Source organism: Nocardia sp. NPDC005978, from assembly GCF_040614455.1.
In the GTDB taxonomy this organism is placed as follows: domain Bacteria; phylum Actinomycetota; class Actinomycetes; order Mycobacteriales; family Mycobacteriaceae; genus Nocardia.
In genome coordinates, this window is the sequence record NZ_JBEXUS010000102.1 from 16,620 (window position 1) to 29,256 (window position 12,637).

Here is a 12,637-nt window from a genome sequence, read left to right on the forward strand (position 1 = left end):
GAAGCCGACGGCACCACGCCGGACGCCGCCGCCGATCCGGCCACCCCTGTTCCGGCCACCCCGGCGAAGTCCGAGACCGACGCGGGCGATTCGGCCGTATCCAAGCCCGAATTGGGCAAACGCACCTCCGGAAAGAGCGCGGCCCCGGCCGATCCCGGCGATACCACCGAAGCCGAAGCCGACAACGAGGCCGACTACGAAACCCGCCGCTCCCCCGCGCTGATCGCGACGGCCGTCGCGCTGCCGGTAGCGCTCGTGGTGGGCGTCCTCGTCGCAGGCGTCATCGCCAACCGCAATCCGGCCCGCGAGCCCCTGGCCCTCGGCTCGGTCCCCGCGCCGGGCGCGCCGGGCCCGCAGTGCACGGCGCTGCTCCCCGAACTGCCGCAGACCATCGGCGACTACACGACCGCCGAACTGGTCGAGCCCGCACCGCAGGCCACCAAGGCGTGGCAGCTCCCCGACGGCGGCGAGCCCCTGGTCCTGCGCTGCGGCCTGGACCGCCCCCTGGAGTTCAACCGCGCCTCCCCGCTACAGGTGGTGAACGGCGTGAACTGGTTCGAGGTCCGCGACGAGACCAGCGGCGCGACCTCCGGCACCTGGTTCGCCGTCGACCGCGGCACCTACATCGCCCTGACGATGCCGAACACGGCGGGACCGACTCCCCTGCAAGAGGTTTCGGACGCGATCACGAAGACGATCCCCCAGCAGCCGTTGGACCCGAACCCCCTCCCCAACTGAGCCGGTCGGAGATCGCGCGCCCCGGATCGGCCCGCGAGGGTGTGCGGATCGCTCGGCGCACGCGCGCGAAGCGACACCTCTCCACCCGCGCGGCTCTGCGCTCGCGACGGTAGGACGGGCAGCGACGCCCGGGATCAGACCGCGGGACCGCGGAGCTTGGCGACGCCGGAGGTCAGGTCGATCGTGAAGCCGTCGGTGCCGTCGCCCGGGTTCTCCCGGTGCATGAGCACGGACTGGCGCTGTTCGAACTCGGCGCGCTTGCCATTGCTGAAGATGGCGTCGAACTGCTCGAACCCGATGGCGGCGGCGCTGCGCTGCTCGTCGGCGTCGCCACGCATCCACGGCAGCCCGGTGCGGCCGGTCACCCTGCGGTAGGCCACTTCGGCGAACGCCACCGCGATTATCAGGATGGCCAGGCCCGGGATCGTCATCGCCATGATCACCCCCTCGAGGGTACCCAGCACCGCCCGGCCCGCCATCCCTTCGATGGCGGGAACTCCGGACACGACTCGGGCCACCCTCGCAGGGTGGCCCGTCCCGTTGCGAGAATTCGGCGCCTTGCGAGAATTCGGCGCGGCGCATCGGCACGCCCCGGTCTCACGGGCCATCGGTCCCGACCCCGGGTAGCCCGGAAATCGGCGCGGCCCGGCGCCCCGGCAATCAGCGCAGGCCGGTGCCCCGCGCCAGCGCGGTCTCGACCAGCGTGCTCACCAGCGTCTGCCGGTCCAGCCCGGTGGCCTCCCACATCTTCGGGTACATGGAGATGGCCGTGAACCCGGGCATCGTGTTGATCTCGTTGATGACCGGCCCGTCCGCGGTCACGAAGAAGTCGACCCGAGCCAGCCCCTGGCAGTCCAGTGCCTTGAACGCGGCCACCGCGGTCTCGCGGATCTGCTGTGCCACATCATCGTCCAGCTTGGCCGGCACGTCGAACTCGCACACGTCGTCGAGGTACTTGGTGTCGAAGTCGTAGAACTCGGGGCCCTCCGGGGTTTCCTCGGGCATGCGGATCTCCGCCACCACACTGGCTTCCACCCGGCCGTCCGGGAATTCCAGTACGCCGCACTCGACTTCGCGGCCGACGATCCCGGCCTCCACGATCACCTTCGGATCGTGCAGGCGCGCGGCGGAGATGGCCTCGTCGAGGCGGTCCCAACTGTCGACCTTGGTGATGCCGATGGAGGATCCGCCGCGCGCGGGCTTGACGAACACCGGCAGGCCCAGCCGGGCCCGGTCGGCCTCGCTCACCGTCGGCACGCCCGGGCGCAGCACCACCTGGGTGCCGATCGGAAGCCCCTCGGCGGCAAGGAGTTTCTTGGTGAACTCCTTGTCCATGCCGGCCGCGCTGGCCAGCACGCCCGGCCCCACGTACGGCAGACCCGCCAGCTCGAGCAGGCCCTGGAGCGTGCCGTCCTCACCGAAAGCGCCGTGCAGCACCGGGAATACCACGTCCACGCTGTCCAGCACCGCGTCCGCGCCGTCCAGCGGCACCAGGCTGCCGGAGCGGCTGGGATCCGCGGCCAGGGTCAGGGTGGTGCCCTCGACGCCGACCGAGGGCAGTTCCCGACCGGCGTCCGCGGTCAGCACCGCGGAGTCCGCGGCACTGAGCACCCAGGTGCCGTCGCGGGTGATGCCGATCGGAACCGCCTCGTACCGTTGCGGATCGAGGCTGCTCAGCACAGTGCGAGCCGACACGCACGAGACGCCGTGCTCATTGCTGCGGCCGCCGAAAACCACCGCCACCCGGATCCTGTTGGTCATGCCCGGAACCCTAGCGGGTCGGCGGTGGCGATCGTGTTACGCGGTCGGCTCGACTCGGACCTGCTTCATTCCGATTTCAAACGGCGCCCGAGCAACTGCCCGACGGCCTCGGAGGTGGGCAGACCCTCGTGACAGACCTGATGCATGGCATTGGTCAGCGGCATCTCGACCCCGTGCGCGGCGGCCAGTGCCCGTACCGATGTGCAGGACTTCACACCTTCGGCCACCTGGCCATTGGTGGCGCGCTGCGCGGTCTCCATGCTGCCGCCCCGGCCCAGCGCGAACCCGAAGGACCGGTTGCGCGACAGCGGCGAAGTGCAGGTCGCGACGAGATCGCCGACCCCGGCCAGGCCCGCCAGGGTGACCGGTTCGGCCCCCACGGCCACGCCGAGGCGGATGATCTCGGCCAGCCCGCGGGTGATGAGACTGGCAATGGAGTTGTCGCCCAATCCCATTCCCGACGCGATGCCGCAGGCCAGGGCGATGACGTTCTTGCACGCACCGCCGATCTCGCAGCCGACGACGTCGCTGTTGGTGTACGGCCGGAAGTAACCGGTGGCGCTGGCGTGCTGCACCGCCTCCGCGCGGGCGGTGTCGGTGCAGGCGACCACGGTCGCGGTCGGCTGGCGCGCGGCGACCTCATGCGCGAGGTTGGGGCCCGAGAGCACCGCGACCCGGCTCGGATCCGCGCCGCTCACCTCGGCGATCACCTGACTCATGCGCAGCAGCGTGCCGGTCTCGATGCCCTTGGCCAGGCTCAGCAGGGTGGCCTCGGCCGGAATGTCGTCGCGCCATTCGGCGAGATTGATCCGCAGCGTCTGCGACGGCACCGCCAGCACCACGATGTCGGCCCCCGCCAGCGCGACGCGGTGATCGTGGGTGGCCGCGATGGGCGGCAGTTCGACCTCGGGGAGATACCAGGGGTTGCGGTGTTCGTCGGCCAGCACCTTGGCCACCTCCGGCCGCCGGGCCCACATGGTGACCTCGGTCCCCGCCTCTGCCAACACCTTCGCGAACGCGGTCCCCCAAGAACCCGCTCCCAGTACTGCTGCCCTCGCCATCAGCCCAATATATGCGGCGCCGCAACCCACCACGCCGAGCGCGCCACGGCACACCGGCTGAGCATGCAAACCCCCGTGACCCGTCGCGACACACCGGCTCGGGCACGCACACTGAAGGTCGTGCGCAGCCGTAGCAGACCGGCATCCGGGGCGCCCGCGGAATACCCCGGCCGCCCGATCTCGCTGCACCCGGATGGCCGCGCGCGCGGCCTTCGGATTCGAGTGGGAGGATTCGGACATGCGCCCGTCCGTGCACACGGTTATCGCCGTGAAGAGTCTCGGGCTCGCCAAGAGCCGGCTCGCCGATGGATTGCGCCCGCAGGATCGGCCGCGGCTGGTGCTGGCCATGCTGACCGACACGGTGACCGCCGCGGTGGTCACGCCGGGGATCGCCTCGGTGACGGTGGTGACGCCGGATCCGGTGGTCACCGAACTGGTGCGCGAACTGGGCGCGCACGTCCAACCCGAACCCGCCCGCGGCACGGGCGGACTGAACGCGGCGCTGGCGGCCGGGGCCGCCGCCGTCCGCCGCCGGCACGGCCCGGTAGATCTGCTTGCCCTGCAAGCGGATCTGCCCGCGCTCCGCCCGGATGAACTGTCCGGGGTGCTTCGCGTGGCCACCCGGCCCCGCACGGTGGTGACCGATCACGAAGGCAGCGGCACCGTCGCCCTGCTGGTGCGCGGCCGCCGCAACGAGCTCGATCCGCTCTTCGGGCCCGATTCCGCGCGCAGGCATATATCCGCCGGTGCGGTGGAACTCCTCGGGGAGTGGCCGGGTTTACGACAGGACGTGGACACCACCGCCGATCTCGACCGGGCGGCCGCGCTCGGTGTCGGCGCGGCCACCACCGCGCTACTGCGTGAAATCGGCGTGTCTCACGCGTGTCGAGGAGCGGAACAAGTACACCGGGCCCGTTCTTCACTGTGCTGACCGGGCGTGATCTGCGCTGCAATGGGCAGTGTCAGATCAGGCCCCCACCCGCGACATAAGGAATGATCGTGAGAGTGAGCGATACGGATACCGTCAAGCAACCGCCGCTACTACCCGCGGCGCCGCCCGCGGCCACCCCACCGCCCACCCCCGCCCGGCTGCCCGCCGATCGATACGTGAATCGGGAGCTCAGCTGGCTCGATTTCAACGCCCGCGTCCTGGCGCTGGCCGAGGACACCTCCCAGCCGCTGCTCGAGCGGGCGAAGTTCCTGGCGATCTTCGCGTCCAATCTGGACGAGTTCTACATGGTGCGCGTGGCCGGTCTCAAACGCCGTGCCGAGACCGGCCTGTCGGTCCGGTCCGCGGACGGGCTCTCACCCACCGAACAGCTGGAGATGATCGCCGCCCGCACCCAGGAGATCGCGGCCCGGCACGCGCGGGTCTTCCTCGATCAGGTGCTGCCCGCGCTGACCGACGAGGGCATCGCCATCATCCGCTGGGCCGACCTCGACGAGGGCGAGCGCCAGCGCCTGTCCCAGCATTTCCAGGATCAGGTCTTCCCGGTGCTGACCCCGCTGGCCGTGGATCCCGCGCACCCGTTCCCGTACATCAGCGGCCTGAGTCTCAATCTCGCCGTGACGGTTAAGGATTCGGTGACCGGCGGCGAGCACTTCGCCCGAGTCAAGGTGCCGGACAACGTCGATCGCTTCGTCCGGGTGCGCCGCTCGCCCTCGGGCCGCGACTCCGGCGCGAGCTCGCCCCTGGCGCCCTTCCTGCCCATGGAGGAGTTGATCGCCGCTCACCTCGATCAGCTGTTCCCGGGAATGGAAGTGGTGGAACACCATTCGTTCCGCATCACCCGCAACGCTGACCTCGAGGTCGAGGAGGATCGCGACGAGGACCTGCTGCAGGCCCTGGAACGCGAACTCGCCCGCCGCCGCTTCGGATCCCCGGTGCGCCTGGAGGTCTCCGACGACATGACCGAGCACATGCTCGATCTGCTGTTGCGCGAACTCGACGTCGACCCCGGCGACGTCATCCAGGTGCCGGGCCTGCTCGACCTGTCCTGCCTGTGGCAGGTGTACGGCGTGGACCGGCCCGTGCTCAAGGACGCTCCCTACGTCCCCGCCACCCCGCCGGCGTTCGGCGAACGCGAAACGCCCCGAAACGTTTTCGCCGCCCTGCGCGAGGGCGACGTGCTGGTGCACCACCCGTACGACTCCTTCTCCACCAGCGTGCAGCGCTTCATCGAACAGGCCGCCGCCGACCCGCAGGTGCTGGCGATCAAGCAGACCCTGTACCGCACCTCGGGCGACTCCCCCATCGTCAACGCCCTGATCGACGCCGCCGAGGCGGGCAAGCAGGTGGTGGCGCTGGTGGAGATCAAGGCCCGCTTCGACGAGCAGGCCAACATCAAGTGGGCGCGCCAGCTGGAACAGGCGGGGGTGCACGTGGTCTACGGCCTCGTCGGCCTCAAAACCCATTGCAAGACCTGCCTGGTGGTGCGCCGCGAGGGCGCCACCATTCGCCGCTACTGCCACATCGGCACCGGCAATTACAACCCCAAGACCGCGCGCCTGTACGAGGACGTCGGATTGCTCACTGCCGCACCGGAGATCGGCGCCGACCTGACCGACCTGTTCAACTCGCTGACCGGGTACTCCCGAAAAGCCAGCTACCGCAACCTGTTGGTGGCCCCGAGCGGGGTGCGCCAGGGCATCGTCGAGCGCATCGAACGCGAGGTCGAACTCGCCGCCGAGGGCAAGGAGGCGCGAATCCGGCTGAAGGCCAATGCCATCGTCGACGAGCAGATCATCGACGCGCTCTACCGCGCCTCGCAGGCGGGCGTCCCGGTACAGATCGTGGTCCGCGGCATCTGCGGGCTGCGCCCGGGCGTGCCCGGCATGAGCGAGAACATCGAGGTGCGCTCGATTCTCGGCCGGTACCTGGAACATTCGCGGGTGCTGCATTTCCAGGCGCAGAACGAGTACTGGATCGGCAGCGCGGACATGATGCACCGCAACCTGGACCGGCGCGTGGAAGTGCTGGCGCAGGTGAAGGATCCGCGCCTGTCCGAGCGATTGGGACAGATGTTCGATTCCGCCCTCTACCCCAACACCCGCTGCTGGGTACTGCGCCCGGACGGCAGCTGGGACGCACAGCCCGGCGGCGACGTCCCCGGCGAAGAGATCCGCGATCACCAGGAATACCTCATGCGACTGCGCCGTCCGGACCGCCGATGAGCGCGGGTAAATCCGCGCACCAGGCCCAATTCTCCGATCCCCGCGTCAAGCCGAACATCCCGGCGGCCGGCGCGGTGCTGTGGCGCCACGGTCCGGGCGGCGAGCTGGAGATCGCCATGGTGCACCGGCCCAAGTACGACGACTGGTCGCTGCCCAAGGGCAAGCTGGATCCCGGTGAGACGCCCGTCATCACGGCCGTGCGCGAGGTGACCGAGGAAACGGGCGTACATTGCCGCCTGGGGCGCTATCTGGGCCACGTGACCTATCCGATACCCGGGCACCGCAAACTCAAGCGGGTGGACTACTGGGCGGCCCAGGCGGTGGCCGGGGCATTCGAGTCCAACTCCGAAGTCGATGTGCTGGTGTGGCATCGGATCGAGGGGCTGATGGACGCGCTGTCCTACCCCATGGATCGCCACATCATCCGCAATTTCCTGCGTCTACCGGCCGATACCGAGACGCTGCTGCTGGTGCGGCACGGCAAGGCGGGCCGGCGCGAGCGCTACACCGGCCCCGACGACGAGCGCCCGCTCGAAAAGGCCGGTCGCGCACAGGCTCAGGCGCTGGCGGCGAATCTGCTCGCCTTCGGCGCGACCGAAATCCACTCCGCCCCACCGCTGCGCTGTGTCCAAACCGTTACCCCGCTGGCGGAAAAGCTCGGCGCGGACATCGAACTGGAGCCTTTGTTCAGCGATTCGGGCTACGAGACGGCGATCGAGGCGGCCCGGAAACGGGCCCGCAAGCTCGTCGCCGCCGATTCGGTGCCGGTGATCTGCAGTCAGGGCAAGGTGATTCCGGATCTGCTCGGCTGGTGGGCCGACCGGGACGGGATCACCCTGCCCGCGGCCCGTAATCGCAAGGGCAGCGTTTGGGTGCTGTCGGTGCACAAAGATCGACTCGTGGCCGCCGACCACCTCGACCGGGCGCTGACGCCGGTGGACATTCAGCAGTAGGACATTTCGCAGTCGTGCCGAATTAGCATCAAACCATTGCGGTAATTCACGTTCGGCCGGTCAGAGGCGCATTTTGCTGGCGCCGCAAGCCTTTTCCGAACCGAAACGCCGCGGGGTCCGCGGGGGCGGACCCGGCCCCCACGGTGGGATTGGCCGGGTTGGTAAGGGGCACGGGAACTTCCGGACAGCAAATCGCGCCCCGGCCGGGAACGGCCGGGGCGCGAGTGCATTTGTTGGGGTCCACATGCGAAACGGCCCGGCGGAGCCGGGCCGTCTCACATGTCGTACTGCGCCGAAAACCCGTCAGTGACGGGCGGTTCGACCCGTCAGCGACGGGCGGTGCGCTTGGCGGCGGCCTTCTTGGCCGGCGCCTTCTTGGCGGCGGTCGTCTTCTTGGCAGCCGTGGTCTTCTTCGCCGCGGTGGCCTTGACGACGGTCTTCTTGGCCGCGGTCTTCTTGGCGGTGGTCTTGGCCGGCGCCTTCTTGGCGGCGACCGTCTTCTTCGCGACTGCCTTCTTGACGGCGGCCTTCTTGGCGGGGGCCTTGGTGGCGGCCTTCTTCGCCGTGGTCTTGGCCGGCGCCTTGGTGGCGGCCTTCTTGGCCGTCTTCTTGGCCGTGGTCTTCTTCGCACCCGGCTTGCCCGACACCGGAGCAGCCACACCGCGTTTCACGGCCGGGCCGCTCGAGGCGATCTTCTGCTTACCCGCAATGATCGCCTTGAACTGAGCGCCGGGACGGAATGCGGGCACCGAAGTCGGCTTCACCTTGACGGTTTCGCCGGTGCGCGGGTTACGGGCGACACGAGCGGCGCGCTTGCGCTGTTCGAAGACGCCGAACCCGGTGATGGTGACGCTCTGACCTTTGTTCACAGCGCGCACGATGGTGTCGACCATCTGCTCAACCGCAGCGGTTGCCGTGCGCCTGTCAGTACCCAACTTCTCGGTCAGAACATCGATCAGTTCCGCCTTGTTCATTGAATCCTCCGCAGACTAATGGCCCGTCGTCGGACCGACTAGGTACCACGGTAAACCTTCTTTGGGCAAGAGTCTATCTGCCACACCCATTTTGATGAGACACCGCACACGCCCAGCAACCGCGTTAGGGGGCGTTCAGCTAACGCCCCCCAATGATTACGTCTGCGAAATACGAGCCGGAATGGTGGCGGGTTTCCAACTCGGCCTTGCGTTTTCGAAGGCGTCGATGTCGTCGCACCGGCGCAACGTGAGGCCGATGTCGTCCAGCCCTTCCAGCAGACGCCACCGGGTGTAGTCGTCAATATCGAACGGCAACACAACGGTTCCGGCGGCGACAGTGCGTGTCTCGAGGTCCACCGTCAATTCCAAACCGGGCTGTTCCTCGATGAGTTTCCAGAGCAATTCCACATCGCTCTGGGCCATCCGGGCGGTCAGCAGACCGTCCTTACCGGCGTTGCCCCGGAAGATGTCCGCGAAGCGCGAGGAGATCACGACCCGGAAGCCGTAGTCCTTGAGCGCCCAAACGGCGTGCTCGCGTGAGGAACCGGTACCGAAATCCGGACCGGCCACCAGCACACTGGCGCGGTTGTAGGGCTCGACGTTGAGAATGAAGTTCGGATCCGTTCGCCAGCCCGCGAACAAGCCGTCCTCGAAACCCGTTCGGGTTACGCGCTTCAGATAGACGGCCGGGATGATCTGGTCGGTGTCGACATTGGATCGGCGCAGCGGAACGCCGATCCCCTTGTGGACCTTGAAGGCTTCCATCGTGTTTCTCCTCGAGTCGGTGTGAGTTGCCCGGCGCCGGCGGGTCGTCTGGCCCGCCGGGGATCGATCAGCTGGAATCAGCCGAGATCCGCAGGTGAGGACAGGGTTCCGCGCACGGCCGTGGCCGCCGCGACCAGCGGCGAGACCAGGTGCGTGCGACCGCCCTTGCCCTGTCGCCCTTCGAAGTTCCGGTTCGAGGTGGAGGCACAACGCTGACCGGGCGAAAGCTGATCGGGGTTCATGCCCAGGCACATCGAGCAGCCCGCCTGCCGCCATTCCGCGCCCGCGGCGGTGAAAATCTCGCCCAGACCCTCGTTTTCCGCCTGCAGGCGGACCCGCATCGAGCCCGGCACGATCAGCATCCGCACACCGGCTGCGACCTTGCGGCCGTCCAGAATGCCTGCCACCGCACGCAGATCCTCGATCCGGCCGTTGGTGCAGGACCCCACGAAAACGGTGTCCACGGTGACGTCTCGCAGCGGGGTGCCCGGCTCCAGGCCCATGTACTGCAGCGCCTTCTCCGCGGCCGCGCGCTCGTTCTCGTCGTGGATCTGCTCCGGGTCGGGCACCGAAGCGCCCAGGGGCAGGCCCTGTCCCGGGTTGGTGCCCCAGGTGACGAAGGGGGTCAGCGCGGTGGCGTCGATGGTGACCTCGGCGTCGAAAACCGCGTCCGGGTCGCCGTTCAGCTCGTCCCAGGCCGCCACGGCGGCATCCCAGTCCGCGCCCTCGGGGGCGTGCGGGCGGCCCTTCAGGAACTCGTAGGTGATCGCGTCCGGGCCGACCATCCCGGCGCGCGCACCGGCCTCGATCGACATGTTGCACATGGTCATCCGGGCCTCCATGGACATGGCCCGCACGGCCTCGCCCCGGTACTCGAGCACGTAGCCCTGACCGCCGCCGGTGCCGATCTCGGCGATGACCGCGAGGATCACGTCCTTGGACGTCACGCCCTCGGGCAGCGCGCCCTCGATGTTGATGGCCATGGTCTTGAAGGGGCGCAGCGACAAAGTCTGCGTCGCCAGCACGTGTTCCACCTCGCTGGTGCCGATACCCATTGCGAGCGCGCCGAATGCGCCGTGGGTGGAGGTGTGCGAGTCACCGCAGACCACCGTGGTGCCGGGCTGGGTCAGGCCCAGCTGCGGTCCGACGACGTGCACGATGCCCTGGTCCAGATCACCCATGGGGTGCAGGCGGATCCCGAACTCCGCGCAGTTCTTGCGCAGCGTCTCGACCTGCAGGCGGGACACCGGATCGGCGATCGGCTGATCGATGTCGATCGTCGGGACGTTGTGATCCTCGGTCGCGATGGTGAGATCGGGGCGGCGGACCGGGCGCCCGGCCGCGCGCAGGCCGTCGAAGGCCTGGGGGCTGGTGACCTCGTGGACCAGGTGCAGATCGATGTAGATGAGATCGGGTTCGCGGTTCGCGCCCTCACCTTCGCCTTTCACGACGACGTGCTGGTCCCAGACCTTCTCCGCCAGAGTGCGTGGCCGAACGGCCATAACTGCATCACCTCTCGATAGGACATAACCCACGCCCGGGCTGGTGACGCGGGGAACGCGCCGCGCGGGCCGGTGAGCCCTGATGCCGAAGATGCCCATATGCGTTCGCACGCTGCGATCCGCGATTTGGCATTCCCAACATGCGAGACGCTAATATCGTTCTATGAGACAGCATAGCGGTATCGGTGTTCTGGACAAAGCCATGGCGGTCCTGCACGCCGTCGCCGAGCAACCCTGCGGCCTCAACGAGCTCTGCGCCCGCACCGGCCTGCCCCGCGCGACCGCGCATCGCCTGGCCGTGGGCCTGGAGACCCATCGCATGCTGGCCCGCGACAGCCAGGGACTGTGGCGTCCGGGCCCGGCCCTGTCGGAGCTGGCTACCACCGCCAGCGACCCGCTGCTCGACGCCGCCGCGGGCATCCTGCCGCGCCTGCGCGAGATCACCGGCGAGAGCGTGCAGCTGTATCGGCGCGACGGCAACGCCCGGGTCTGCGTCGCCTCGATGGAACCGGCCTCGGGACTGCGCGACACCGTGCCGGTCGGCGCGCGCATGCCGATGACCGCCGGCTCGGCCGCGAAGGTGCTGCTGGCCTGGGCTGATCCCGAACTCCAGCGGACCGTGCTGCCGGAGGCGGTATTCGGCGAGCGCGCACTGGCCGAGGTGCGGCGGCGCGGCTGGGCCCAGAGCGCGGCCGAGCGCGCGGCGGGCGTGGCCAGCGTCTCGGCGCCGGTGCGCGACACCGGGGGCGCGGTCATCGCGGCGGTGTCGGTCTCCGGCCCGATCGATCGCATGGGCCGGCGCCCGGGCGCGCGCTGGGCCGCGGACCTCGTGGCCGCCGCCGACGCCCTGCACAAGCGCCTCTGACGGGCCCGCACAGCGCTTTCGACGCCCCCGCCGGGAATCCGGTGGGGGCGTCGGCGTTTTCGGGCCGCACAGCGGCGTTCAGCGGGATCGGGCGCGGCGGCGTTCAGCGCGGATCAGCGGTATCGGCGTTCGGCGGGATCGGGTACGGCGGTGCCGGACGGGCACTGTGACCCGCCTCATACGGCGTAAATTACAGTCGGCCCATGGGAGTTAATCAACGCGCTCAGATCACGATGTCCGACCTGGAGATCGCGGAATTCCTGCAGCGCAGCCGAATCGCCACCCTCGCCACCCTCGGTCCCGCGGGCACCCCGCATCTGACCGCCATGTGGTTCGGGCTGATCAACGGCGAGATCTGGTTCGAGACCAAGGCCAAATCGCAGAAGGCGGTGAATCTGCGGCGCGATCCGCGGGTGACCGTCCTGGTCGAGGCCGGCGATACCTACGACCAGTTGCGCGGGGTGTCCATCGAGGGCCGCGCGGAGATCATCGACGATGCCGACGCCCTGTTCCAGGTGGGTATCAGCGTGTGGGAGCGGTACACCGGCCCGTACAGCGAAGAGATGAAGCCGTTCGTCGAACAGATGCTGAACAAGCGCATCGCGATTCGCATCGTCCCCGAACGCGTGCGCAGCTGGGACCACCGCAAACTCGGGATGCCCGCGATCCCGCTGGGCGGCAGCACCGCCGGGGCGCTGGACTGAAATCCGCGCCGGGGCCGAAAACCCCGGCGCCCGGTACACGGGAAAAGCGAAGGCCCCCAGCCGTTGGGCTGGGGGCCTTCGCTTTGTAGTCCCGACAGGATTTGAACCCGCGCTACCGCCTTGAGAGGGCGGCGTCCTAG

General features: G+C 68.9%; 11 protein-coding genes and 1 pseudogene. 6 read left to right on the forward strand and 6 right to left on the reverse strand.

Translation table 11 applies throughout. The annotated features are described in order from the left end of the window. Window positions 1-198: 198 nt before the first annotated feature. A pseudogene (locus ABZ319_RS32140) lies at window positions 199-738 on the forward strand (DUF3515 domain-containing protein); the annotation flags it as partial. 134 nt (window positions 739-872) lie between these two features. On the opposite strand, the gene ABZ319_RS32145 reads toward ABZ319_RS32140, so the two are convergent. The 3 genes from ABZ319_RS32145 to ABZ319_RS32155 all read right to left on the reverse strand — a co-directional run bounded on the left by ABZ319_RS32145 (window position 873) and on the right by ABZ319_RS32155 (window position 3,560). Continuing rightward, on the reverse strand, window positions 873-1,256 hold the full coding sequence (locus tag ABZ319_RS32145; protein ID WP_354990293.1) for a DUF6191 domain-containing protein: 384 nt from the start codon (window positions 1,254-1,256) through the stop codon (window positions 873-875). A gap of 142 nt (window positions 1,257-1,398) precedes the next feature. Then, entirely contained in the window at window positions 1,399-2,499 is a 1,101-nt protein-coding gene (locus tag ABZ319_RS32150) for a D-alanine--D-alanine ligase family protein (protein WP_354990294.1), read from the reverse strand. Window positions 2,500-2,564: 65 nt separating this feature from the next. Continuing rightward, on the reverse strand, window positions 2,565-3,560 hold the full coding sequence (locus ABZ319_RS32155) for an NAD(P)H-dependent glycerol-3-phosphate dehydrogenase (protein WP_354990295.1): 996 nt from the start codon (window positions 3,558-3,560) through the stop codon (window positions 2,565-2,567). Window positions 3,561-3,798: 238 nt separating this feature from the next. Here ABZ319_RS32155 and cofC point away from each other — a divergent pair, with 238 nt between their 5' ends. The 3 genes from cofC (at window position 3,799) to ABZ319_RS32170 (ending at window position 7,687) form a co-directional block, all read left to right on the forward strand. After that, complete coding sequence (cofC, locus tag ABZ319_RS32160; protein ID WP_354990296.1) at window positions 3,799-4,491, forward strand: 2-phospho-L-lactate guanylyltransferase; 693 nt, start codon at window positions 3,799-3,801, stop codon at window positions 4,489-4,491. A 62-nt stretch (window positions 4,492-4,553) separates the two neighbouring features. Then, the gene (locus ABZ319_RS32165; protein WP_354990297.1) at window positions 4,554-6,734 is read left to right on the forward strand and encodes an RNA degradosome polyphosphate kinase; all 2,181 of its coding nucleotides are present in this window, start codon (window positions 4,554-4,556) and stop codon (window positions 6,732-6,734) included. Next, window positions 6,731-7,687 carry an NUDIX domain-containing protein gene (locus ABZ319_RS32170; RefSeq protein WP_354990298.1) on the forward strand — a complete coding sequence of 319 codons (957 nt, stop codon included), beginning with the start codon at window positions 6,731-6,733 and terminating at the stop codon, window positions 7,685-7,687. The genes ABZ319_RS32165 and ABZ319_RS32170 overlap by 4 nt, the downstream gene beginning before the upstream one ends. Before the next feature lie 326 nt (window positions 7,688-8,013). Here ABZ319_RS32170 and ABZ319_RS32175 read toward each other — a convergent pair whose 3' ends face one another. The 3 genes from ABZ319_RS32175 to leuC form a co-directional block, all read right to left on the reverse strand. Continuing rightward, window positions 8,014-8,661: an HU family DNA-binding protein gene (locus ABZ319_RS32175; protein WP_354990299.1), complete on the reverse strand. Its 648-nt coding sequence runs from the start codon at window positions 8,659-8,661 to the stop codon at window positions 8,014-8,016. Between the two features lie 156 nt (window positions 8,662-8,817). Beyond that, window positions 8,818-9,426, reverse strand: a complete 609-nt coding sequence (leuD, locus tag ABZ319_RS32180) for a 3-isopropylmalate dehydratase small subunit (protein ID WP_354990300.1) — start codon at window positions 9,424-9,426, stop codon at window positions 8,818-8,820. A 77-nt stretch (window positions 9,427-9,503) separates the two neighbouring features. After that, window positions 9,504-10,928: a 3-isopropylmalate dehydratase large subunit gene (leuC, locus tag ABZ319_RS32185; RefSeq protein ID WP_354990301.1), complete on the reverse strand. Its 1,425-nt coding sequence runs from the start codon at window positions 10,926-10,928 to the stop codon at window positions 9,504-9,506. A gap of 163 nt (window positions 10,929-11,091) precedes the next feature. Between leuC and ABZ319_RS32190 the strand changes: the two genes are divergently transcribed. Continuing rightward, the gene (locus ABZ319_RS32190; protein WP_354990302.1) at window positions 11,092-11,793 is read left to right on the forward strand and encodes an IclR family transcriptional regulator; all 702 of its coding nucleotides are present in this window, start codon (window positions 11,092-11,094) and stop codon (window positions 11,791-11,793) included. 203 nt (window positions 11,794-11,996) lie between these two features. Then, window positions 11,997-12,497 carry a PPOX class F420-dependent oxidoreductase gene (locus ABZ319_RS32195; protein ID WP_354990303.1) on the forward strand — a complete coding sequence of 167 codons (501 nt, stop codon included), beginning with the start codon at window positions 11,997-11,999 and terminating at the stop codon, window positions 12,495-12,497. Window positions 12,498-12,637: the final 140 nt, after the last annotated feature.